This window comes from Psychrobacillus sp. Z16_25 (genome assembly GCF_056856695.1).
Genome location: NZ_JBXEOV010000013.1, coordinates 35,542 through 59,278 on the forward strand (window position 1 = coordinate 35,542; position 23,737 = coordinate 59,278).

A 23,737-nucleotide genomic window follows, 5' to 3' on the forward strand; every position below is an offset into this window, starting at 1 on the left:
GATGAAGAACATAGTATACTGAAAGATGGCTTGTTACTACATATTAAAAAGGGGCGTTTCCATATGCAATTAGAGCAATTAGAAAGAAACGGTACATATCTTGAGCAGTTGGAGAGAAGCATATATCAGTTAATTACTGAAACTTCTACAAATTTACCAAAGGATGTTCGACGAGCAATTCAAAAGGCTAAGGCTTCAGAAAATGCAGGAACACGCGCTGCTATGAGCCTTGATACTATTACAAATAACATTCAAATGGCAGATGAAAATATATCTCCTATTTGTCAGGACACTGGACTTCCAACGTTCAAGATAAAAACTCCTGTCGGTGTTAACCAATTAGAAATAAAAGCCGCTATTAAGAAAGCGATAGCTGAGGCTACAAAAGATGCGAAACTTCGACCAAACTCCGTAGATTCATTAACAGGAAAAAATAGTGGAGATAATCTAGGAGATGGTGTCCCTGTTATCAAGTTTGAACAATGGGAAAAAGACTACATAGAGATGAAGCTAATCCTTAAGGGTGGCGGATGTGAAAACAAAAATATCCAATACAGTCTTCCTACAGAATTAGAAGGGCTTGGTCGTGCAGGAAGAGATTTAGATGGCATTCGTAAGTGTATCCTTCACTCTGTTTATCAAGCACAAGGACAAGGATGTTCAGCAGGTTTTATAGGTGTTGGTATAGGTGGAGACCGTTCATCCGGTTATGATTTAGCTAAAGAGCAACTATTCCGTTCTGTAGAGGATGTTAATCCAAATCCGGACCTTGCAAAATTAGAGGCATATATAGTAGAAAAAGCAAATACCTTAGGAATAGGAACGATGGGATTTGGTGGAGAAGCTACTCTACTGGGCTGCAAAATTGGTGTCATGCATCGTATACCAGCCAGCTTTTATGTTTCAGTAGCTTATAATTGCTGGGCATATCGTCGTATGGCTATTAATATACACCCATCTACTGGAGAAATCTTAGATTGGCATTACCAAGATGGAGAAAAAATAGAGTTTAAAGATGAAATAAAAGAAGATGCTAGTAAACAAGTAATCGAACTGAAAGCTCCTATAACAGAAGAACAAATTCGTTCTTTAAAAGTAGGAGATGTTGTTTCTATCACAGGTCGTATGTATACAGGCCGTGATGCAATTCACCATCACTTAATGAGTCATGATGCGCCTGTCGATTTAAATGGACAAATTATTTACCACTGCGGTCCAGTAATGCAAAAAGACGAAGACGGCAACTGGCATGTGCGTGCAGCAGGTCCGACAACCTCTATCCGTGAGGAGCCTTACCAAGGGGATATTATGAAAAAATTTGGTATTCGTGCCGTAATCGGAAAAGGAGGAATGGGTCCTAAAACACTCGCTGCCCTACAAGAGCATGGAGGAGTTTATTTGAATGCAATTGGTGGAGCAGCTCAATATTATGCTGATTGCATTAAGGGGGTTGACGGCGTAGACTTAATGGAATTCGGTATCCCAGAAGCAATGTGGCATCTTCGAGTAGAGGACTTTACTGCTGTTGTTACAATGGATTCTCATGGCAACAGTTTACATGCAGACGTAGAGAAATCTTCTTTAGAAAAACTAGCTATGTATAAAGAAAGAGTATTCTCCTAATCGTATAAGGTTGACACGAAAAACCTCTCTACATTATAATGATTATAAAGTAATATTTAATATAATTAACTGGATTTCCCCCTTTGGGAGGTCCAGTTTTCCCATTAATCCCTATTGAATGCATTCTCTATAGGGATACTGGTAAGAGGAGGTAATTTCATGATAAACAGTAAATCAACAAATATTTTACAAAGAATTGTTCCCCATTTAGAGTTAATAGCTGCTCTACTTTCGGGTGTCTTAATATTAGCTGCATGGCTTATAGGTGAGGCAGGACAACAGACTGCTTCTATTATTTTTTATTTGCTAGCATTTATTATCGGTGGCTTTGCCAAAGCAAAAGAGGGTATAGAGGCTACCATTCAGGAGAGAAAACTCAATGTAGAAATGCTGATGATTCTAGCGGCAATAGGCTCAGCAATCATTGGATATTGGACGGAAGGTGCGATTTTAATCTTCATTTTTGCTCTAAGTGGTGCTTTGGAAACTTATACGATGAATAAGAGCGAAAAGGAAATCTCCTCTCTTATGGAGCTTCAGCCTGAAGAAGCATGGAGACTTAACAATGATGGTACAACTACAAGAGTTTCCGTCAAAGATCTACAATTAAAAGATCGGTTAGTGGTTAAACCAGGAGAAAGAATTCCTGCAGATGGGGTAATCATTTCTGGAGCTACATCCGTTGATGAAGCAACGATTAGTGGAGAATCCATCCCACTTTCCAAACAAACAGGCGATGAATTATTTGCCGGTACAGTTAACTTAAGTGGTGCTATTACAATGGAAATGACGAAAACAAATGAGGATTCGCTTTTCCAAAAAATTATCGACCTCGTACAAGCAGCAAGAGATGAGAAATCTCCTGCTCAACAATTTATCGAGAGATTTGAGGGTACATATGTAAAAGTAGTGCTAGTCGCAGTTGCCTTGATGATGTTTCTCCCTCATTATTTACTTGACTGGGATTGGAATACTACTTTTTATCGAGCTATGGTACTCTTAGTAGTTGCTTCTCCTTGCGCACTTGTCGCTTCCATTATGCCTGCGACACTAGCTGCTATTTCTAATGGAGCTAAGAGCGGAATCCTCTTTAAGGGTGGTATGCATCTAGAAAATATCAGTGAAATGAAAGCAATAGCCCTTGATAAAACAGGAACATTAACCCAAGGGAAGCCGGTAGTGACAGATTACTTCGTTCGAGATGGTTTAGATCAATTAGCTACATTAGAAATTCTAGCAACAATCGAGGCACAGTCCAATCATCCACTTGCTGTAGCCATTACAAGTTTCGCAAAGGACAAAGGAATTACTAAATTTAGTCCGATTCCAATTGAGGATAAGCCAGGTTTTGGATTACAGGCTACAGTGAATAATCAATTATATTTAGTCGGAAAGCCAGATTTCGTGAATAAAGAGGATGCCTTCGCATTTCAGAATGGCATAACTAGCAATCTTGCCAACGAAGGGAAAACCGTCATATTTATGCGTGATGAAGCTGGTATTGCCGCCGCTGTAGCATTAAAGGATACAGTACGTGAAGAAGCAAAAGAAGCTATCAAACAGCTAAAAAAACTTGGTATAACTCCGATCATGCTTACTGGGGACAATGAGAAAACAGCAAAAGCAATTGCAAAGGAAGCTGGAATTGACCGATATATAGCCGAATGCCTCCCTGAAACAAAGGTAGAGCATATGAAGGAGTTGCTTAAGGAGCATCATTTTGTAGGTATGGTCGGAGATGGTATTAACGATGCACCTGCCCTAGCTACCGCAACAACCGGCTTCGCTATGGGAGAAGGAACAGATGTCGCACTTGAAACAGCAGACGTTGTATTAATGAAGAATGATTTATCTAAAATTGCTTATGCAGTTCGACTGTCACGAAAAATGCAACGAATAGTCAAGCAAAATATCTTCTTCTCTATCTCTGTCATTGTGGTCCTTATTATTTCAAACTTCCTGCAGGTAGTAGATTTGCCGTTTGGAGTAATTGGTCACGAAGGAAGTACAATTCTCGTCATCCTAAATGGATTGCGTATGCTAAATAGAAACATTCCTTCTTAATAATATTCCTCGTAAAGGTAAAGCGCTTATGATTCTGTATGTTATTCGGAATCATAAGCGCTTTTTCTCTATGCGTTAATTCCTCTCAATCATATATTTAAAAATGTAGGGATTCAGTAGGAATTCACCTATTATTTTGACGAAGTCATAGGCATCAAAAAGAGGTGCGCCAATGGAAAAATCAATTGGACACACCTCTACATTTGAATTAGAACCTGTCTCTTTTCTCTCTACGAACAAAAGGGATTACCTTTCCTTCACTTTCACTTTCACTCTGTTTACTTTCTTCGCATTTAGCTGCGCTTGTCTTTCACGCATTACTGCATTTACTTGACCTCCAATTAGAAGGATATTTCCTGTAAAGTATAGCCATAGCATTAATACGATGATTCCCCCAATACTCCCATATGTATTGGCGTAATTCGCAAAATTGCTTACATAAAAAGAGAATGCTAGAGAAGTAAGAATCCATCCAATCGTAGAGAATAATGCACCAGGAAGAACACTTTTTAACGTTAACTTTGTATTAGGAACAATCCAATATAGCGCACTAAGAACTATAAAGATAATAAGCGGACTGATTGTCCATCTAATGCTATTCCATATGTTTATAAAACCTTCCTCAAAGCCAAAGAAAGAAAATAGAACACTTCCTATTTGCCTTCCGAATACCGGTAGAACTAAGGCGACAGCAAATAGGAGAATCATTAGGATTGTAAAAACAACAGATAACCCTCTTACAATATAAAAAGGTCTAGTCTCCTCTATTCCATACGATCTATTTAGTGATTTAACAATTGCATTCATCCCGTTAGAAGCAGACCAGATAGTAGCAATGATACCAAATGACAATAATCCACCATTTCTATTCTGCAATACATCTGAAAGAGTACCCTCGATTAATGCATATACCTCACCTGGAGCATAATTTTCTAGAAATCTATATACTTGAGCCTCATCTAAATTTAAATAAGGTAAAAGCGTTACCATAAATATAAGTAAAGGAAACAAAGAAAGAAGGAAGAAATAAGCTAGCTGAGCAGCTAGCCCCGACAAATCAACACTCTTAATGTGAGCCACAAGATACTTAAAATAACCAGACCAAGAGGTTAAATCGTGTTTTTCTTCCGCCTCTTCCTTTTTCTTTACATTTAAAAACTTTATTCTTGATAACCAATGCGACGAGGAGGCCTTAGATTTGTGGTTATGGTTTTGCTCCATGTTTTCATCCCTCCTCTTCCTACCTTATCCTTTTGGTTCATAGATACTTTTAGGTTCTTCCTCTGCTGCAACTAATGTTTTATATTCCTCTTTTGAATGAGAAAAAGTATCCTTGGTTTCTGCTAACAGATTTTTTACTTGAGGAGTAATTTCTTTTACCTCATTAACCTTATTAGATAGATATTTAGCATCTGAAGAAAATTGCTCATAAATAGCTTTCCATTTGTTCATCTGATCTTCGAGGGTAGTTTTCAGTTCCTCTCTATTTTTGCTATAATAACTAATTTCATTCCGAATAACTCTTGATTTATTCATCACTGCATCTCTCGTTTTTCTATCAAGCAGGGTAACCGCTCCTCCAAGTACCGCGCCGTACAAAATACCTTTATAAAACTTATTCTCACTCATTTTACATACCTCCATTTTAAAACTTATCAGTTTAACATCATTATACCCGGGTCGTTATTAATCAAACTAATATTATAAATATTTGATTTTATCTTGACTAAAACGCATTAATTTAAGAGTATTGTAACAAAGGAAAAATACATTGCAGAAGGAGCTGTCTCACTAGAAAGGAAAAATACTACATAATTTTTTGGAGGGAAGCAAGCATGGAACGCTTAAACGACATACTAGGAAGCATTTCTGATTTTTTATGGGGCGCGCCCCTATTAATTCTCATTGTAGGAACAGGTATTTATTTAACAGTCCGAGTTGCATTTTTACAAGTGAGATTATTGCCTGTAGCCTTGAGACTAGCTTTTTCAAGAAAGCATGACAAAAATGCAGAAGGAGATATTTCTCAATTCCAAGCTCTTACCACAGCATTAGCTGCTACTGTCGGAACTGGTAACATAGTGGGAGTAGCAACAGCGGTAGTATTAGGTGGACCAGGAGCAATCTTTTGGATGTGGTTCTCCGCTTTTTTCGGGATGGTTACGAAATATAGTGAGGCAATATTAGCCGTAAAATACCGTGTAAAGGACTCTAATGGCCAAATGGCTGGGGGACCTATGTATTATTTAGAGCATGGATTAAAGCAAAAGTGGTTAGCTGTACTGTTCGCTATTTTTGGAGCAGTTGCTGCCTTTGGAATCGGAAATGGTACACAATCTAATTCAGTAGCTGGTGTAGTAGAAACTACTTTTGGTATTGAAACTTGGATTACAGGCCTTATACTTACAATATTTACTGCACTCGTAATACTTGGTGGAATAAAATCAATTGGAAAAGTGACCGCTGTTTTTGTTCCTATTATGGCTCTCTTTTATTTAGTTGCTGGTTTAATAGTTGTGGTGACGAATTTTTCCGAAGTCCCAAGTGCTTTTGCAACTATTTTTAAGATGGCATTTTCAACAGAAGCTGCTGCTGGTGGTGCAATTGGGGCAGCTATTCGTTACGGGATTGCACGTGGGGTATTTTCTAACGAAGCAGGTCTTGGGTCTGCTCCTATCGCTGCCGCAGCAGCAAAGACGGATATGCCCGGCCGTCAAGCGCTTGTATCCATGACACAAGTTTTCTTAGATACTTTTGTTATTTGTACAATCACTGGCTTAACGATCGTAATGTCTGGTCAATATCTAGATACTAGTATCAAGGGAGACGCTTTAACTTCCGCTTCCTTTGGATATTTCTTAGGAGATTGGGGTCCAATTGTAGTAGCAATTGGTTTAATATTTTTTGCCTCTTCTACTATTTTTGGTTGGGCTTATTACGGTGAGAAATGCTTCCAATATTTATTCAAGAGCACTTCCCTACTGATTGTTTATCGGATAGCTTTTGTGGCAATGGTTTTTGTAGGCTCTGTAGTTTCCCTTGACCTTATCTGGAAATTCTCTGATATTACGAACGCATTGATGGCGATACCTAACTTAATAGGTTTAATAGGCTTAGCTGGTGTAGTAGTTTTTGAAACAAAGAGAATTCAAGAGAAGCTTAAAGAAGAAAAGGCAGCAGCCAAATCCAATTAACAATTGACTTTCTATCGGCAGCATGAAATGATTAATTGAAACTTGAACGCTTAGTAGCTAGAGTTCAGAATAGAAAGGCAGGTACGAAGATGGATTTATCAAAACCTTCTGCAGAAAATGTAAAGTTTATGCTTGAGACAATAAAAGAAAAATTACGAATGGTGAACGTTGATGCAATGCGTGTAGATGATTTCAACGCTACACAGTACGAGGATTTAGTTTACCTTTATGAAATGGTTCAAAAAAGAGATTCGTTTAGTCCTAGTGAAATGCAAGCTATTGCATCAGAATTAGGCAACCTAAGAAAATAAACAAGAAAAGCGCAAGCGCCTGGTTTGCCCCGACAAGCAAATGGGGAACGTAAGCAAGGAAGAAAAACTAAGAACGTAACATCGTGTGACAACGTTTTCCTGACCAACATCCTGTTGGCCCTCGAGGGGCAAGACGCTGGAGTCATATAAACACTTGGCCCTAAAATTATATACCTTTTAAATAAAAAAACATTTTTCTCAGCTGAGAAAAATGTTTTTTGTTTAAATTATTTTTTTATGTTTAAGCAAGTTTGTTTAAAACCGCAGCGATACGCGCCCCAACTTTTGCGTTATTATATACTAATTGAATATTAGATTCTAAAGATTTTCCTTCTGTAAGCTCTTTTACTTTTCCTAATAAGAAAGGAGTTACATCTTTCCCTTTAATACCTTTTTCTTCAGCTTCTCCAAGTGCTTTTCGAATAATTTCATCCATATATTGCTCGTCTAAGGAATATTCAGCGGGAATAGGATTTGCGATAACTGCTCCCCCTTGTAGTCCAAGCTCCCATTTCACCTTCAGCAATTCTGCAACTGATTGTTCTGAATCTAATCGGAAATTCACTTCAAAAGGGCTTGTTGCTGAATAAAATGCTGGGAAAGAAGAAGTTTGATAGCCAATTACCGGAACACCCTTTGTTTCTAGATATTCTAATGTTAATCCGATATCTAAAATAGATTTTGCTCCTGCACAAACGACAGCTACGTTCGTAGAAGCTAGTTCCTCTAAATCTGCAGAAATATCCATAGTAGTTTCTGCTCCTCTATGAACTCCACCTATACCACCAGTTACAAACATTCTGATTCCCGCTAGGTCCGCACATATCATGGTAGTCGAAACAGTAGTTGCCCCAATTTCTTTGGAGGCTATCACGTAAGGAAGATCGCGGCGAGAAGTCTTTCTTACTCCTTTACTTGTTCCTAACAATTCAAGCTCCTCATCTGATAGACCTATCTTAATCTTTCCATCCATAATAGCTATAGTCGCTGGAACTGAACCATTGTCTCTGACAATCTGTTCAACTGTTCTTGCCATTTCAACGTTTTGTGGGTATGGCATGCCATGGGAAATAATAGTTGATTCTAATGCAACGATTGGAAGACCAGCCTCCATCGCTTTTTTTACTTCTTCTGAATATGTTAAGTATTGTTTCATATCGTTTGTTCCTCCAACTCTTTTAATAAAGTAATTTTTGAAAGTTCAGTTCTTACAGTGTCTGCAGATTGTAATGTTTTGTGAGCATTCATCATTCCAGCTTGAATAGCCTCCTTCAAGCCTTCTCCCTCCAACCAAGCATGCAAGGTGCCTGACACAAAAGCATCACCAGCTCCCGTTACATCGACTACCTGCGTAGTAGGTATTGCTGGGATATGCATCGGCTCGTATGATGAACCGGCTGACACAACTCCCTTTGATCCATTGGTAATCGCTACATGTTTAACACCTAAGGCCACTAGCTGATCTGCCGCAGCTTTCCATGCTGTTTCATCTGATATTTCTATATGTAGATATGTTTCCACTTCATCTCGATTAACGATTAACCAATCTAAGCCTTCCAAAGAATCGGGCATTCTATTCATCTTGGGAGAGGAAACAGGAATAATCGCTAAGGGAATATGATGTCCTTTAGCTAAACCTTGCACATACTCAATCACTTGTTTAGGACAATTCATATCCAAAACAAGTAATCTAGCATTTGTTAGGAAAGATTCATGCTTTTTAATATAATCCACCGTTAATTGTTCATATATATCCATGTTAGCTAATGCAAAGAGCATTTCGCCTTCCTTATCCAGGACGGCTGAATACGTTCCCGTTTGATGGGTTGACAGCCTCTCCACTGAGAACAAATTCATCCAATGACTTGAAGCCTTTTCAATTAAATCAAACTCCATATCATTCCCTGCTACGGTCAGCAAACGGACCGAATGACCAAGCCTCCCAAGATTCTCTGCAATATTTCTTGCAACTCCACCTATGCTTTGCATACTAGTAGTTGGATTAGAAGTTCCCATTAGCAGTTTATCTTTTACTATGTATTTTCTATCTACATTGGCTCCGCCGATACAGATTACTTCCTTTTTCTCGGGAAGCACATAAGCACGTCCTATAATTTTTCCGTTTTTTATTAGCTGAGAAATTATATTAGCAACTGCTGGTCTTGATATGCCTAGCTCATTAGCAATCTCTTGCTGGGAAGCGTAAGGGTTTTTTTGCAGGAATGATAATATTTTCACTTCCTTAGATTCCATGGTGTATACACCCCCATTCAAACTTTTACCAAATGTTTTTTACTTTTGTTTAAAGTATAAACTTTTGTTTAATAAAGTCAATTGTTTTTTCAAATAAAAATTATTTATTCCGGTCCAATAAGTTAACAAGACGTTAGAGAAGTAAAAAAGCACTCACGAGGTTATCAAAAGATAACATCGCAAGTGCATCTATTTTGTGGTACTATACTTCATTCTTATCTATTGGGGTGTATCGTTTAACGTCCCATCCTCTAATACTCTTGGTTGAATTAAAACTTCTACTCTTCTATTTTTAGAACGGCCTTCCTCTGTGTCATTAGATGCGAGAGGCATATATTCTCCATAACCTTTTGCACTAAAATATAGTGGATCAATCGTTTGATTGTTCACTAAAATTTTTAGGAAGTTGACAGAACGCATGACACTTAACTCCCAATTCGATGCGTATTCCGAGCTCGATATTGGAATATTATCTGTATGCCCTGTAATCACAACATTTCTTGGTGGATCAAACACCAAGAGTTCAGAGATATCTTCTGCTATCCCACGATACTCCTCTTTTACTTCAGCTTCTCCAAAATCAAAGAGTATACTATCACGAATCGTAACCAATAGACCCTCATCAGTTAACTTAGTAGCAAATTGTTTTTCGAGCTCATTCACCGCTATATATTCATCCACGCTGTCTTGAATCTCAGCTAACGCCTGCTGATCCTCTATATACGCTGTGCTTTCGGTCCCTTCACCAGTTTGCTTAGAAGCATTAGGAATCTCTAGGGGTGCTGGGTTATCCATAATGCTTTCACCGCCATCAAAAACCTGACTAAATACAGCTGACATTTGCTCTAGCTTTTGTTGATCTACTGTACTTGATGCAAATAACACAATAAACAAAGCTAATAATAGTGTAAGGATGTCGGCATATGGTATAAGCCAAGACTCATCCATATGCTCTTCATGCTTATGTTTTTTATGCTTCCTTGCCAATACTTGCCGCCCCGCTTTCATTCATGATTTTTTTGCGGTCAGCCATCGATAAGTAAGAAGCCAACTTCTGCTCTATAACTCTTGGAGCATCTCCTTCTAATACAGATAATACCCCTTCTAACATCATCGTTTTTTGACGAATTTCTTGTTTGGATTTTCTCTTTAATTTATTTGCAAAAGGATGCCAAATTACATATCCAGTGAAAATACCCATTAATGTTGCAACGAAAGCAGCGGAGATAGCATGTCCTAATGCTTCTATATCATTCATATCTTTAAGTGCAGCAATTAACCCGATAACAGCACCTAGTACCCCTAAAGTAGGAGCATAAGTCCCGGCTTGAGAGAAAATTTGCGCCCCACCGGCATGTCTATCTTCCAATGCATCTATTTCCTCTGTTAACACATCTCTTATATAATCTGCGTTTTGACCGTCTATTGCCAATGTTAAACCATTTTTCAGAAAAACGTCATCGACTTCTGAAATCTTCCCTTCTAAAGCCAACAGCCCCTCCCTGCGCGCAAGATCTGCCCAGCTCGAAAATAGGTGTATTATTTCGGCATCTGAGATACCTTTCTGTTCTTTCAGCAAAACTCCGAATAGCTTTGGTACTCTCTTTAAGTCACTGGTCGGAAATGCAATCACAACCGCTGAAATTGTACCTAAAATAATGATAAATATAGCAGCTGGATTTAATAATGCATCCGGTGTTACTCCTTTAAAGAACATTCCTACTAGTAAAGCTATTGCAGCAATAATAAGTCCAAAGACTGTCGATTTATCCAATTCATTAACCCCCACATTCTATTTCTGTTTTTTATTTCGGCAAGTTGGAGCATTTTTTAATAAAAAGATTTGGAACAAGCATATAATTTATTGATGTATGAATAATTTTTGACAGATTTGTCTGAATTGCCATTGAAAGTGCATGGATGTAACTGGTACTATGAAGTTATCACAGAAAGGAAGTATGAACATGTCATCTTTTACTACGAAACTTGAAAAGTATGCTTCGTTAGCAGTGAAGGTCGGTGTGAATATTCAGCAAGGCCAAGCACTGTATATTGCTGCTTCCACAGACAGCCTAGAGTTAGTACGTTTAATTACGAGAAAAGCATATGAAGCTGGAGCGAGCAACGTATATGTAGACTTAAATGACGATGAACTGTCACGTATTCATTATGAAATGGCTCCGCAAGAGTCTTTTGAATTCTTCCCTCCTTGGAAGGTTCAAGAAAGAGAATATTTAGCTGAAAACGGAGCAGCTTTTTTGAGTATCGTGAGCAAAGCTCCTGATTTATTTAAAGGGATTGATTCTGCCAAAATCTCCGCTTTCCAAAAAGCATCTGGAAAAGCAATGAGCAAATATCGCCAATATGTGCAATCCGATAAGATTAGCTGGTCTGTAATTGCCGCACCATCCCCAAAATGGGCAGCCATGGTTTACCCAGAGCTATCTGAGGAAGAACAAGTACCAGCATTATGGGAGGCTATCTTCCAAGCGGTTCGTGTAAACCAGGAAAATCCTGTAGAAGCTTGGAAAGAGCATGACGTGGAGTTGCATACAAAAGTAGATTACCTAAATGAGAAAAGGTATCAAAAGTTACATTATACAGCTCCGGGAACAGATCTAATTATAGAGCTTCCTAAACGACATTTATGGTGTGGAGCAAGCAGTGTAAATGAAAAAGGGGAAGCCTTTATGGCCAACATGCCAACAGAAGAAGTGTTCACAGTTCCTCTAAAAACCGGTGTAAATGGGTATGTCGCAAGCAGCAAGCCTTTAAGCTACGGCGGGAATATTATTGACAACTTTACGGTTACTTTTGAAGAAGGAAGAATTGTAAAAGTAGAGGCTGAGGAAGGACAAGAGGTATTAGAAAATCTTGTGGCAACTGATGAAGGCTCCCATTACTTAGGAGAAGTTGCACTTGTTCCGCATGATTCACCAATTTCTAATTCGAATCTATTATTCTACAATACATTATTTGATGAGAATGCTTCCAATCATTTAGCAATTGGCAGTGCTTATGCATTCTGTATTGAAGGCGGCAAGAAAATGAGTCGTGAGGAATTAGCCGCTAATGGACTTAATGAGAGCATTACACATGTTGACTTTATGATTGGCTCTGCTAACATGAACATAGATGGAATTAAGGAAGATGGCTCAGTAGAACCAATATTCCGTAATGGAAACTGGGCGTTCTAATCAGCTCAGTAGATATTTCTTTTTACATTTATATCTAATCTACGTTATAATAATAGCAAAACTTGCTAGTGAGGTGTTTTAAAAATGGGCTTATTCTTAGCAACAGTTCTTGGCTTTACAGTTGGAATGGGTGTAATAGGGTATATTATTATGCATTATTTCTCCATGCCAATGAATAACCTTGATTCAAGTACGATCGATCCTAAACCAACTGAAAAATTCTAATAGATTTAAGCACTGCAATTGCAGTGCTTTTTTTCTTTTTAAATTTCTGTAACTACTTCTCTTTTTTATAACTTTTACGTAACAAGGAGTTTGCAGAAATATAACATATTAGTACTTTTCAGATGGTTAAATGGTTAACCATAGTTAAATTATCCCCTTTTTCTCTGCAACATAAGTAAAGTTCCATATCCTTACACATGGCAATGAGGACTTTTTCTATTATAATGACGAAAGTGAAAGAGTAGCGAATGGAGGAATACTTATGTTATCAACTCAATATATTGGGATAGATTTAGGAACTGCTAATACATTGGTATATACAAAAGCAAAAGGCATATTAATAGATGAACCTACAGTGGTAGCTGTGAACAATAAAACGAATGAGATTGTCGCTTTTGGGAATGAGGCAAAAAAAATGATTGGGAAGACTCCAGCTTCTATTGACGTCATTCGACCTTTAAAAGATGGAGTCATTGCTGATTTTGATGTTACAACGCAGCTATTAAAATTAATTATGCAAAAAGCTAGCAAGAAGCTAGGGACAGCACTACGAAAGCCTTCCGTTATTGTGTGCACGCCATCTGGTGCCACTTCTGTAGAGAAAAGAGCCATACAAGATGCAGTTAGACAAAGTGGTGCAAAGGAAGTTCAACTAATGGATGAGCCCGTAGCAGCCGCAATCGGTGCTGGTCTCCCTGTTAATGAGCCAATTGCAAGTATGATTGTTGATATTGGTGGTGGCACCACGGAAGTTGGCATTATTTCTTTTGGTGGCGTAGTCGCCTCAAACACTGTGAAAGCAGCTGGAGACCGTATGGATGAGGCAATCATTAATTTTGTGCGAAAAGAATATAACGTAATGATAGGAGAGCCGACTGCTGAGAATATTAAAATCTCGATTGGCCATGCCTTAGTACCTCATGTAGTTGAACAACTAGAGGTGCGTGGAAGAGACGTAGTTACTGGGCTACCGAAAACTATTAACCTCTCTTCTACTCAAATCCAAGAGGTTCTAAAGGAATCATTAGAATCTATCTTGGAAGCAATCCGAGCAACACTAGAAATCTGTCCGCCTGAGCTTTCTGGAGACATTGTAGATCATGGGGTTGTCCTAACAGGTGGTGGCGCACTATTAAAGGATATGGAGGAATGGCTAAGTTCAACCATTGAGGTTCCTGTCCATATCGCTCCAGAACCTCTTCAATCCGTGGCGGTTGGTACGGGAAAGTCCTTCTTCGTTAATACTCGAAAACGGAAAATAGCAAAATAAGCGAATTTTATACACAACAATTTGAAGCTCTCCCCTTTCTTACTTATAATAGAATATAGAATAGGAGGAGATTCAATGCCAAGCTTATATAACATTCTAGAATATAATAAAACATTTGTAGAAGATAAGCAGTACGAACCGTTTGTTACAACAAAATTTCCGGATAAACGAATTGTTATCCTTACCTGTATGGATACTCGATTAGTAGAGTTGTTGCCCAAATCAATGAATTTAAAAAATGGGGACATTAAAATCGTAAAAAGTGCAGGTGCAGTGATCAACCACCCATTTGGTGGAATTATGCGAAGCCTGATGGTTGCCGTATATGCTCTTCAAGCGGATGAGGTTTATGTAATTGGACATTACGATTGTGGAATGAACTCCGTTGAGCCTGAAAAGGTGATGAGAGAGATGGAGAACCGTGGTATTGATCCGAAAACCTTCGAAGTGCTTAAGTACTCAGGTGTAGATATACATAAGTGGCTTGAAGGCTTTTCTAATGTAGAAGAAAGTGTATTAAATAGCGTAAAAATGATTCGAAATCATCCGCTCATGGTACCAAATGTTCCAGTTCATGGACTAATAATTGATCCAACTACTGGGCGATTAGACTTGATATCTGACGGAAACATCGACAAAAAGTAAAATATTTCCCGGGAAATCGACATTTCCCCTGGTATAAAGAGAGCACTTACGATTCTATCTTTCCGAGTAATCGTGATGTGCTCTCTTCCATTTTCCATATCTGATTATTCTGGCTCTCTTTACGTAGGTAAATTATCTACCTATAATATATTCTTCACGAAGCGACGAATACATATAATGATCCTCCCACTTACCATTTATAAAGAGAAGCTTACGAAGTAACCCCTCTCTAAGGAAAAGGTTATTCTCTAGTACCTTGATAGAACCAAAATTTCTAGGCGATACATATGCCTCAATACGATTCAGATGTACATTTTCAAAGCCAAATGATTTAACTAGCTTTACGGCCTCAGTCGCTATCCCTTTACCAATAAACCCTTGGTCCACTGAATAACCTATCAAGCCACTTGAAAATGGCATGCGTTTAAGGCTATACAAAGATACGCTCCCAATCATCCTATCCGTCTTATGCTCAAATATACCAAAACTAAACTCTCTCTTCTCCTGCATCAGCATTAAAGATTCTCTAATTTTTTCTCTCTGTACTGAGGAAGTATAGTACTCATCTTGATGTAAAGGTTCAAAGACAGACCAATAAAATTTATTGTCGTATACTAAATTAGCAAGGCTTGAGGCGTCCTTAATAGTTAAGGTCCTTAAATAACATGTAGTTCCATCTAAATAAATCAATAATTTCACCCTTCGGCATTAGTTAATTGCAAAAACTCCTGGACATCCTGAATGCAAAGGTTAATCCCCTTCATCCAAAAGGACTCTTGTGTAATATCTTCTCCCAAGTGCTTCATCGCTAAATCTTCTACAGTCATTACTGCAGTATCTTGCAGTAATGCAATATACTTTTCTTCAAAGCCAGTCCCCTCACTTTTCGCTTTCGCATAGATGCTTAAAGAGAATAAGTATCCAAAAGTATAAGGGAAATTATAGAACGGTACTCCCGTAATATAAAAATGTAGCTTAGATGCCCAAAAATGAGGGTGAGCAGTATCAAGAGCATGACCATAAGCTTCTCGTTGTGCTTCTTCCATCAGTTCATTTAACCTTGCTGCAGAGACTATCCCATTTTTACGCTCTTCATAAAATCTAGTTTCAAAAAGGAATCGAGCGTGGATATTCATGAAAAAGGCTACGCTACGTTGAATTTTATCCTCAAGCAGAGCGATTTTCTCTTCTTTCGTACGTGCTTCTTTAACTGCCGCATCAGAAACAATCATCTCTGCAAATGTAGAAGCAGTTTCAGCAACTCCCATTGCATATCTACGATTTAGCCAATGTACAGGTTTTAAAGCATATGAATGGAAAGCATGTCCTAATTCATGAGCTAAGGTTGAAACATTAGACATTGACCCGCTATATGTCATAAAAATACGTGACTCTTCTGAAACAGGCATTCCTGTACAAAAACCACCCGGTCGCTTATTAGGGCGATCTTCTGCTTCAATCCAACGATTTTCAAATGCATGTCTTGCAAAGGCTTCTAGCTTAGGACCAAACTCTTTGAAATGCTTTAATATAAATTCCGCACCCTCTTGGTAGCTCATAGTTTGAGTAGAAGAACTTATTGGTGCATCTAAATTGTACCAATGCATGCTCTCTTCTCCAAGCATATCTGATTTTCTTTTTAAATAATCAACAAATGGCTTTTTATTTTTCGCAATTGCTCCCCACATTGCATCCAATGTTTCCTGCTTCATACGATTAATTTCTAATGGTTCTTGAAGGACAGAATCCCAGCCCCTCTTTTCATAAGTTGCTAAGCGAAATCCTGCCAGGTGATTAAGAGTCTTTGCAAAGATTTCTTCCTTCTCTTCCCAAGAGCTTTCCAAAACTTCATGTGCCTCTTTCCTAACATCCTTGTTTTGATGGGAGCTTAAATTATTTGCTTGGCCAACCGATAAGAGCTCTTCTTTCCCGTCATTTGTGAGCTTAATCTTCATGTCTCCCACCAGCATATTGTACAGTTGACCCCATGCATGGTATCCATCCACTTCTAATTTTGTGATTAAGTCCTCTTCTTTTTCAGACAACGCTTTCTTTGCTTTTTCTCTCCACTCGTTCAAAACAAAATAAAAAGGAGATAGCTCCTCCGTTTGTAACAATTGCTCCCAAACTGTATCCTCAACCTTACTATAAGATTGTTGGATAGAAAGCATGATAGAAGACAATTTTGCATATAATGCACTAGTTTCTCCTTGTAAAAGAGCCGCTTGTTTATCTCTCGTATCCTGTGCAAGGAAGCAAGAGATAACAGCACTAGCTTGAGACAAATGAATGGCTATATCCTTTAGCTCTTCAATAGTATTACGCATAAGTTGGACATCCTGTATCGAGGAAGGGATTTCATAGCGAGCTGTTTCTCTTTCGAAAACTACTAAGCTTTCCTTTACTTTGTCTAGATGTGCTCTTAATTCTGGAGACTTACTTCCACCTGGAAAAAAGCAGTCAAGATCCCAGACATTTGAATAGTCTTGTTTTATCATCTAAATATTCCCCCTATTTTAAATATTTACATCATTTGTATTATATCATTGTTTTAAAGCATTCCTGTTGATTATTCGTTTTTTTGTCACATAATTCCCATAATTGAATTTGTCGTTCATATATTTCGAAGGTATACTTATTAGATAGAAGGAGGGGGGTTGTATGATTAAAATTATCCTTTTGGTAATTGGCTATATTGCTGTGATCTCAATCAATATATTAGCCAACACACTTCCTATTAATGGGCAAACCACTGGGGCTATTTCTGCTAGAATTCCTGCGCTATTCACTCCTGCTAATTATGTATTTTCTATTTGGATATTTATATACATTTTATTGGCCTTTTGGATATGGAATATCATTAAAGAATATCGCAACGGAGAAAGAGTTCCTTTAACGAGAGTAGCTTTGTTTCTAGCAACCTGCATATTTAATATTTCTTGGATTTACTTATGGCATTATGAAAAATTCAGCTATTCATTAGTCACAAATATCGCTTTACTTTGGTCCCTTTTCTTACTCTACTTAAGCTATTCAACAGAAGAAAAGAACTGGAAGAGTAGATTACCGATTTCTATCTATTTAGGGTGGATCTTTGTAGCCAATTTTGCAAACCTTGATTATGTGTTAACCTACTATGAGTTTAGTGGCTTTGGTATGACTAACTCCCTTTGGGTGGTTATTTTTCTAACCATTGCAACTGCTATTGCCCTTCATTTCCGTTATCATTTTAATGACCGCGCAATTATACTTGTATTTATTTGGGCATTTATAGGCATAGCTTTCCGCCATATGTTTAATGAGTTACTAATATCTACAGCTTCGCTATTTTTAAGTGCTGTGTTAATATTTGGTATTTTCTTTATAAAAAAAACGTCTGCGAAATAATATTTCGCAGACGTTTTTCTATACTCAACTTTGTTTCCAAGAAATCTAAGATTAATCTAATTTTGTTAGAATAATTGGTGTATCTTTTGTCACGATGATCGTGTGCTCGATTTGAGCCACTAGCGATTTATCTGGAGTAACAAACGTCCAACCATCGCCAGATTCCACGATATGCTCTGCCTTTTCGGAGATGAATGGCTCTACTGCTAAAACCATCCCCTCTTTCAGAATAGTTGGATCCCATGCATCATAATAATTTAGTACATGCTGTGGCGCTTCATGAAGCGATTTACCAATTCCGTGACCAGTTAGGTTCATAATAACCGTTAATCCATTATCTTTCGCTTCTCTAGCCACTGCTTTACCTATTTGATTTAATCTAGATCCAGCCTTTACCTTCGTCATTGCACGATTAAAAGCACTTTCAGCTACCTTACAAAGCTTTTCCTTACTTTCATACCCCTCGCCAACTACGAAAGAAATACCTGTATCAGCAAAATATCCATTATAAGAACCAGAAACATCTATGTTTACCAGGTCGCCTTCTTGGATTACCTTTGAGCCTGGAATACCATGGGCAACCTCTTCATTTACACTGATGCAAGTAAAACCAGGAAAGTCATATTCACCCACTGGGCCTGACACAGCACCTTTTTCTTCAAACATTCTTCCTGCAATTTCGTCAAGCTCTTTTGTGGTTACACCTGGCTTTGTTGCAGCCTTCATCGCTTCTCGTATTTCAGCAACTATTTGGCCAATTTTTTTTAAAGCTTGTAAATCTTCATTTGTTTGTACAATCATCTTAACAAGATCCCTTCTCCTACTAGATGCTTCTATTTATATACATCTAATATGATTATAACTGTACAAATATCATACCATATTTCACGTTATTTAGGCAGTATAAGGCGTGGAGCCTTTACGAATAGAGAAGAACATATAATAGCTGCTAATAGGAAAACAGGAATCATATAGGTTGCATTATAGCCCAGTGAATAGAGAATGACATTCCCCTCTGCAAACTCACCAAAGAATAGTATGCCAGATATTACATGAGCAAGATAACGGAGAAAAGAAGCAAGAAGTGCACCTAAGGTTACCACTAATATCATTTGTTTTTTGTCCTGTCGTTCCAGTGCCGTCAAGAAAGAGCCCCTAAATAGTCCTGCAAACCCTGCAACCATATACGCCAAGAAATAATCCATAATTACCTGTATAACAACAATCTCAAAGGATAATGGTGCGGTAGAAATTCTTCCTGTTGCCACCTGTAAAAGTCCAACTAAAAACCCAGTAACTAAGCCTGCTACAATCCCTCTACGAAAAGCAATTAGTATAATTGGAACGAGCACAAAAGAAACGTCTCCTCCTTGTGGCATTCCGAACCCAATCATATCCAACACATAACCTAACGCAGCAAAAATAGCAATCTCCACTAACAATACAACACGAGTATTCTTCATGATCTCTCCCCTTTTTAACCACAAAAAAAACGCCGTGGGACAGAGCCAGACACCGCGCGATTGTCAGATTCTATCCACATCCCTACGCAAGCATGAACTTACAGGTTCAAAGGGTACTATCTCAGCCGCTTAAAGCGACGCCCCCTGTGGTTTCGATTTTTATTATATTCGAGTTCATTTTAATGGAAGAAGTTAGATAATGCAAGCCTTGGGGTAAAATAATAGATAAGTAATATTGGAGAGGGAGTGATAGCTTGATTCAGTTACTAATGGATTTGATAAGAATTAAAAGCGACACAATCGAGGGAGCTAATGAGGCACTTATCTTCTGTAAGGATTGGCTAGAAGAGCGTGGAGTTACTTGTACCACCTATGAATTAGATTCCAAGCTAATGCTCCTGGCAGAATTAGGCACAGGAGAAGAATGTATTGTATGGAACGGGCACATTGACGTAGTGCCAGGAAATATCGAGCAGTTTACTCCTTATATACTGGGAGATCAGCTTTTTGGTAGAGGAGCTGCTGATATGAAGGCTGGAGTTGCAGCGATGATGGAAGCATTTTGTAGATTAGCTCAAAGTCAAGAACAATTGACGAAACGAGTACAGCTCCATATTGCCACAGATGAAGAAAAGGGTGGAAAGACCTCCAAGCACATAGTTGAGCAAGGGCACTTTGGAGATTTCGTTATTTGTGGGGAGCCTACTAACTTGAACATCGGCCTTCAAGCAAAGGGGATTCTTCAATGGGACTTTATCGTGAAAGGAAAATCAGCGCACGGAAGTAGACCTTGGGAAGGGATAAATGCCATTGAAAAAGCAATGGAATTAGATCAAGAGCTACGTAAATGTTCCTTTATGACGGCTAGTAATGCTTATTATGATTATCCATCTCTAAATTTGGCAAAAATAGAGGCAGGAGAAAGATACAATATGGTTCCTGATAAATGCGTTATTAGTTATTCTCTGCGCTTTGTACCTGGGCAAGATATAGAAGCAATTACCGAAGAGATAAGAGAACTAATAGCAAAGTATCCAGGAAGCGAGGTTGTATTGCAAGGCAAATCCCCTGCTATCACGAACAAAGAGGATAACAAGTATATCCAAACGCTACAATCTATTGCAAACCACTTAAGAGACAAACCAACCGTTTTATTTGGACAGCACGGTGCAGCGGACACAAGATATTATGCGGCTAAAGGAGCAGGGGCAATTGAGTACGGACCGATAGGAGGAGATTGGCACGGTGATAAGGAATGGGTATCCATCGAGTCTGTCGAAACCTATAAAGACATCCTTGTCTCTTTTGCATTACAGTGAAACCAAAACTCCTGTAAACACGTATAGTAGTTAACCTATCTAAAGGAGACCTTTATGGAAACAAACAAAATTTTAAGTTCTCTGTCTTATTTTTCTATTCTTTTTGCTCCTTTTCTATTACCTATCATCGTCTATTTCATTTCAGAGGATAGAGAGGTAAAATACCATGCGAAAAGATCTCTAATATCACATATTTTCCCTGTCATTCTAACTGTCATCCTATTTTTTTCACTTTTTTTAAATATATTCTCTATACCAGCTGATGGAACTTCATTGGGTCCGATTGTATTACCTATTATTCTTATGCTCCTCTACATGCTTGTTTATGGTATCCTTCTGATTTGGAACATTGTACAAGGTATTAAGGTTCTCCGTTAAATGTTTATGGAAAACAGGGTTGGGGAATAAAAAAATATAGACAAAATAAGGAGCGGATAGCATGAAAATAAAATCTCTCATAAAGACTGCGATGAAATGGGGACCTGTAGTGTATCCCATAATCCGAAAAGTAATGAAAGCAAAGAAACCAGTAAGGTAGGTTACATGTAACCAGTTCAAGTGGATTAGAAAAAGTCAGTAATCTCCATTACAGGGAACACATAAGAAAATTAATAGAGGGTGGACCAGGAAGTTACTCCTGACCACCCTCTATTTTCATCGGTAAACTAATACAGCTTGAAATCATGTGTAAGCTTTTAATTCAGTTAAAGAGAGATAACCGTTCATTGTACTCTTGGTCACTCCCTCCTCTGTACTCCGTTGTCTAGCCTGTATGATTTCTTCAAACGTCAGTGGATTAGGCTTTGGCAGCTCTGTTTTCACTACTGAAAGACGTTGATCATATTGGGTGAAAAAGGTGTTAGCCATTATGCGATACCCCTCCATGCTTGGATGGACATCCGATGCATTAGTCACTAACTCTTTCTCTTTTCCCTTGAATGCTTCTTCTACCGGCACATATTTCGCTCCGACTTTTTCAGCCTGACTACGTAAAATTTGGTTAAGGACAGATAACTCTTCTTTTAGCCCAACCTTTTGTTTCTCGCTAACATGTGGATAGGCATCATAATAACCCATTATATAGATATCCGCCTTAGGAGCAAGCTCTTTCAATTCATGTATTATTTTCTCAAGGTTCTTTCGGACTCCATTTAGGGCAAAGTCTGCAGGTATCTGTTGATATGCAACAGTTCCTGATTTCACTTGTACTAGCCTTAATAAATCGTTTGCTCCAGCAGATACTGTGACGAGAGTGGCATTTTTTAATAGCTTCGCGGCTTCTTCGGTTTGGATACTTTCCATTACTTGAGAGGTGGTATACCCCGGAAAGCTTAACGCTTTAGAAAAATAAGAAAGGCGACCAGCACGTTGAAGCTCTTGCGCTATTAAATCTGTATAACCGGCATCGATTGCCTGATTTGGCGTTTGTCCGGCTGCGAGCGAGTCACCTATAGCAATATATACTTCTTTTCCTTTTGCTTCTACTGGTACAGCAGTAAAAAGTAATGCAATTAAAATGACTAGATTTAGCCAGCTCTTCACCACACTCAGCTCCTTAAAATGCCCATGTTCCCTTTCGGAAAATAGGCTCCTCTGTTCCATCAGGCAGCTCTCCTATTATATCCATTTCAGCGCTTCCGACCATGAAATCCTCATGGACGATAGATGTGTTAATCCCTAGCTCTTTCAGCTCTTCTTCACTTAATCCCTTTGCCCCTTCTACACAGGTTGGGTACGCTTCTCCAATCGCAAAGTGATTAGATGCATTTTCATCAAATAGCGTATTGTAAAACAGTACATTAGAGGCAGATATAGGTGATTCATGGGGCACTAACGCAATTTCACCTAAATATTTTGCTCCATCATCTGTTTGTATTAGTTCTTTTAGCAAGTTTTCACCTTGCTTCGCCTCTACCTTCGTAATAGCCCCATTTTCAAAGGTCAGCCTAAAGCCATCAATCATGTTCCCTTGGTAAATAAAAGGCTTGGTGTTACTAACGTAGCCGTTTACGCCGGTCTTAAGAGGAGCAGTAAATACTTCCTCCGTTGGCATATTTGCGATAAAGGAAGTACCCTTTGCATTTTTACTTGCGCCTGAAATCCATAAGTGATCCTTTGGTAGTTCAACCACTATGTCTGTTCCGCTAGCTACGTAATGTAGTTTTTTATAACGTTTTTCATTTAACATAGCAGCACGTTTCTCTAGATTATGAATATGTTCCTGCCATTTTTGAACAGCTGTTCCTTCTCCGACACGAACAACTTGAAAAATTAACTCCCATAAAGCCTCCATTTGTTTCTCTGGCTCTAAATCTGGGAATACCTTTTCTGCCCACTTTGGAGAAGGCATCGCTACAATTGACCATGTAATCTCATCATTCATTACGGCCTTTCGGTAGTTAACCAAAGCTTCTCCGCCCGCTTTTTGGTATTTAGAGATTCTTTCAATTGCCACTCCCTCTAATAAGTCGGGATTATCCGCATCAATCCATAGAATAGCCCCATTGTTTCTTACCAGCTCTTCTCGTTGTACTTTGATCCATTCAGGATAAGCAGAAAACGCCTCGTCGGGTGCTAAATCGTAGAACATTCTAGTTGTAGGCTCGTCTGTGTAACTAACATCTACTCGTATCGCACCAGCCTCATATGCTTTTCTTACAATTAGTCTAGTCAGCTCAAGAGTCTCGGTTGTGGTATTAATTAGAAGTGGCTGCCCCTTTTGAATGTTTAATCCTACCCTAACAATCAATTCGGCATATTCTTCTAATTTTTCTTGAAATGTCATC

The 23,737-nt window shown here is 38.5% G+C and carries 23 protein-coding genes and 1 riboswitch; of the genes, 11 read left to right on the forward strand and 12 right to left on the reverse strand.

Features of this window, described 5'->3' with window-relative positions; all coding sequences use genetic code 11:
- Positions 1-63: 63 nt before the first annotated feature.
- Together AC1VU3_RS13225 and AC1VU3_RS13230 are read left to right on the forward strand one after the other, a co-directional pair.
- Positions 64-1,623, forward strand: a complete 1,560-nt coding sequence (locus AC1VU3_RS13225) for a fumarate hydratase (protein WP_480389035.1) — start codon at positions 64-66, stop codon at positions 1,621-1,623.
- A gap of 159 nt (positions 1,624-1,782) precedes the next feature.
- Positions 1,783-3,687: a heavy metal translocating P-type ATPase gene (locus AC1VU3_RS13230; RefSeq protein ID WP_482983726.1), complete on the forward strand. Its 1,905-nt coding sequence runs from the start codon at positions 1,783-1,785 to the stop codon at positions 3,685-3,687.
- A 246-nt stretch (positions 3,688-3,933) separates the two neighbouring features.
- Here AC1VU3_RS13230 and AC1VU3_RS13235 read toward each other — a convergent pair whose 3' ends face one another.
- Entirely contained in the window at positions 3,934-4,908 is a 975-nt protein-coding gene (locus tag AC1VU3_RS13235) for a YihY/virulence factor BrkB family protein (RefSeq protein WP_480389033.1), read from the reverse strand.
- A gap of 24 nt (positions 4,909-4,932) precedes the next feature.
- Positions 4,933-5,316 carry a YtxH domain-containing protein gene (locus AC1VU3_RS13240; RefSeq protein ID WP_480389032.1) on the reverse strand — a complete coding sequence of 128 codons (384 nt, stop codon included), beginning with the start codon at positions 5,314-5,316 and terminating at the stop codon, positions 4,933-4,935.
- Between the two features lie 206 nt (positions 5,317-5,522).
- Between AC1VU3_RS13240 and AC1VU3_RS13245 the strand changes: the two genes are divergently transcribed.
- Positions 5,523-6,881, forward strand: coding sequence for an alanine/glycine:cation symporter family protein (locus AC1VU3_RS13245; RefSeq protein ID WP_480389031.1), 1,359 nt, complete (start codon positions 5,523-5,525; stop codon positions 6,879-6,881).
- 89 nt (positions 6,882-6,970) lie between these two features.
- Positions 6,971-7,192 carry a DUF1128 domain-containing protein gene (locus tag AC1VU3_RS13250; RefSeq protein ID WP_480389070.1) on the forward strand — a complete coding sequence of 74 codons (222 nt, stop codon included), beginning with the start codon at positions 6,971-6,973 and terminating at the stop codon, positions 7,190-7,192.
- Between the two features lie 241 nt (positions 7,193-7,433).
- Here the strand turns inward: AC1VU3_RS13250 and AC1VU3_RS13255 are convergent, their stop codons facing one another.
- From AC1VU3_RS13255 to motA, 4 genes are all read right to left on the reverse strand, one after another.
- Complete coding sequence (locus tag AC1VU3_RS13255) at positions 7,434-8,348, reverse strand: pseudouridine-5'-phosphate glycosidase (RefSeq protein ID WP_480389030.1); 915 nt, start codon at positions 8,346-8,348, stop codon at positions 7,434-7,436.
- Positions 8,345-9,445 carry a PfkB family carbohydrate kinase gene (locus AC1VU3_RS13260; RefSeq protein ID WP_480389029.1) on the reverse strand — a complete coding sequence of 367 codons (1,101 nt, stop codon included), beginning with the start codon at positions 9,443-9,445 and terminating at the stop codon, positions 8,345-8,347. The genes AC1VU3_RS13255 and AC1VU3_RS13260 overlap by 4 nt, the downstream gene beginning before the upstream one ends.
- Before the next feature lie 219 nt (positions 9,446-9,664).
- Positions 9,665-10,432, reverse strand: a complete 768-nt coding sequence (gene motB / locus AC1VU3_RS13265) for a flagellar motor protein MotB (RefSeq protein WP_480389028.1) — start codon at positions 10,430-10,432, stop codon at positions 9,665-9,667.
- A complete protein-coding gene (gene motA / locus AC1VU3_RS13270) occupies positions 10,416-11,219 on the reverse strand; it encodes a flagellar motor stator protein MotA (RefSeq protein WP_480389027.1) in 804 nt (267 codons plus the stop codon). The genes motB and motA overlap by 17 nt, the downstream gene beginning before the upstream one ends.
- A gap of 190 nt (positions 11,220-11,409) precedes the next feature.
- Here motA and AC1VU3_RS13275 point away from each other — a divergent pair, with 190 nt between their 5' ends.
- The 4 genes from AC1VU3_RS13275 (at position 11,410) to AC1VU3_RS13290 (ending at position 14,782) form a co-directional block, all read left to right on the forward strand.
- Positions 11,410-12,642 (forward strand): aminopeptidase, encoded by a 1,233-nt coding sequence (locus AC1VU3_RS13275; protein ID WP_480389026.1) that lies wholly within the window; start codon positions 11,410-11,412, stop codon positions 12,640-12,642.
- An 84-nt stretch (positions 12,643-12,726) separates the two neighbouring features.
- A complete protein-coding gene (locus tag AC1VU3_RS13280) occupies positions 12,727-12,867 on the forward strand; it encodes a hypothetical protein (protein ID WP_480389025.1) in 141 nt (46 codons plus the stop codon).
- Between the two features lie 262 nt (positions 12,868-13,129).
- The gene (gene mreBH / locus AC1VU3_RS13285) at positions 13,130-14,137 is read left to right on the forward strand and encodes a rod-share determining protein MreBH (RefSeq protein ID WP_480389024.1); all 1,008 of its coding nucleotides are present in this window, start codon (positions 13,130-13,132) and stop codon (positions 14,135-14,137) included.
- Positions 14,138-14,212: 75 nt separating this feature from the next.
- Positions 14,213-14,782: a beta-class carbonic anhydrase gene (locus AC1VU3_RS13290; protein ID WP_480389023.1), complete on the forward strand. Its 570-nt coding sequence runs from the start codon at positions 14,213-14,215 to the stop codon at positions 14,780-14,782.
- Positions 14,783-14,914: 132 nt separating this feature from the next.
- Here AC1VU3_RS13290 and AC1VU3_RS13295 read toward each other — a convergent pair whose 3' ends face one another.
- Both AC1VU3_RS13295 and AC1VU3_RS13300 read right to left on the reverse strand, forming a co-directional pair.
- Complete coding sequence (locus AC1VU3_RS13295; protein ID WP_480389022.1) at positions 14,915-15,472, reverse strand: GNAT family N-acetyltransferase; 558 nt, start codon at positions 15,470-15,472, stop codon at positions 14,915-14,917.
- A 5-nt stretch (positions 15,473-15,477) separates the two neighbouring features.
- Positions 15,478-17,280 carry a M3 family oligoendopeptidase gene (locus tag AC1VU3_RS13300; RefSeq protein WP_480389021.1) on the reverse strand — a complete coding sequence of 601 codons (1,803 nt, stop codon included), beginning with the start codon at positions 17,278-17,280 and terminating at the stop codon, positions 15,478-15,480.
- A gap of 163 nt (positions 17,281-17,443) precedes the next feature.
- On the opposite strand from AC1VU3_RS13300, the gene AC1VU3_RS13305 reads away from it, so the two are divergent.
- On the forward strand, positions 17,444-18,169 hold the full coding sequence (locus tag AC1VU3_RS13305) for a tryptophan-rich sensory protein (protein ID WP_480389020.1): 726 nt from the start codon (positions 17,444-17,446) through the stop codon (positions 18,167-18,169).
- Positions 18,170-18,220: 51 nt separating this feature from the next.
- Here the strand turns inward: AC1VU3_RS13305 and map are convergent, their stop codons facing one another.
- Both map and thiT read right to left on the reverse strand, forming a co-directional pair.
- Entirely contained in the window at positions 18,221-18,970 is a 750-nt protein-coding gene (map, locus tag AC1VU3_RS13310) for a type I methionyl aminopeptidase (protein WP_480389019.1), read from the reverse strand.
- Between the two features lie 89 nt (positions 18,971-19,059).
- Positions 19,060-19,632, reverse strand: coding sequence for an energy-coupled thiamine transporter ThiT (thiT, locus tag AC1VU3_RS13315; protein WP_480389018.1), 573 nt, complete (start codon positions 19,630-19,632; stop codon positions 19,060-19,062).
- 62 nt (positions 19,633-19,694) lie between these two features.
- A riboswitch (TPP riboswitch) is annotated at positions 19,695-19,787 on the reverse strand.
- Positions 19,788-19,886: 99 nt separating this feature from the next.
- Between thiT and AC1VU3_RS13320 the strand changes: the two genes are divergently transcribed.
- Together AC1VU3_RS13320 and AC1VU3_RS13325 are read left to right on the forward strand one after the other, a co-directional pair.
- Positions 19,887-20,951: a M20 family metallopeptidase gene (locus AC1VU3_RS13320; RefSeq protein WP_480389017.1), complete on the forward strand. Its 1,065-nt coding sequence runs from the start codon at positions 19,887-19,889 to the stop codon at positions 20,949-20,951.
- Positions 20,952-21,005: 54 nt separating this feature from the next.
- Positions 21,006-21,329 carry a magnetosome magnetite crystal formation protein family gene (locus AC1VU3_RS13325; protein WP_480389016.1) on the forward strand — a complete coding sequence of 108 codons (324 nt, stop codon included), beginning with the start codon at positions 21,006-21,008 and terminating at the stop codon, positions 21,327-21,329.
- 303 nt (positions 21,330-21,632) lie between these two features.
- Here the strand turns inward: AC1VU3_RS13325 and AC1VU3_RS13330 are convergent, their stop codons facing one another.
- Together AC1VU3_RS13330 and AC1VU3_RS13335 are read right to left on the reverse strand one after the other, a co-directional pair.
- Positions 21,633-22,493, reverse strand: coding sequence for an SGNH/GDSL hydrolase family protein (locus AC1VU3_RS13330; protein WP_480389015.1), 861 nt, complete (start codon positions 22,491-22,493; stop codon positions 21,633-21,635).
- Positions 22,494-22,506: 13 nt separating this feature from the next.
- Positions 22,507-23,736: an aminopeptidase gene (locus AC1VU3_RS13335; protein WP_480389014.1), complete on the reverse strand. Its 1,230-nt coding sequence runs from the start codon at positions 23,734-23,736 to the stop codon at positions 22,507-22,509.
- Between the last annotated feature and the right edge of the window lies 1 nt (position 23,737).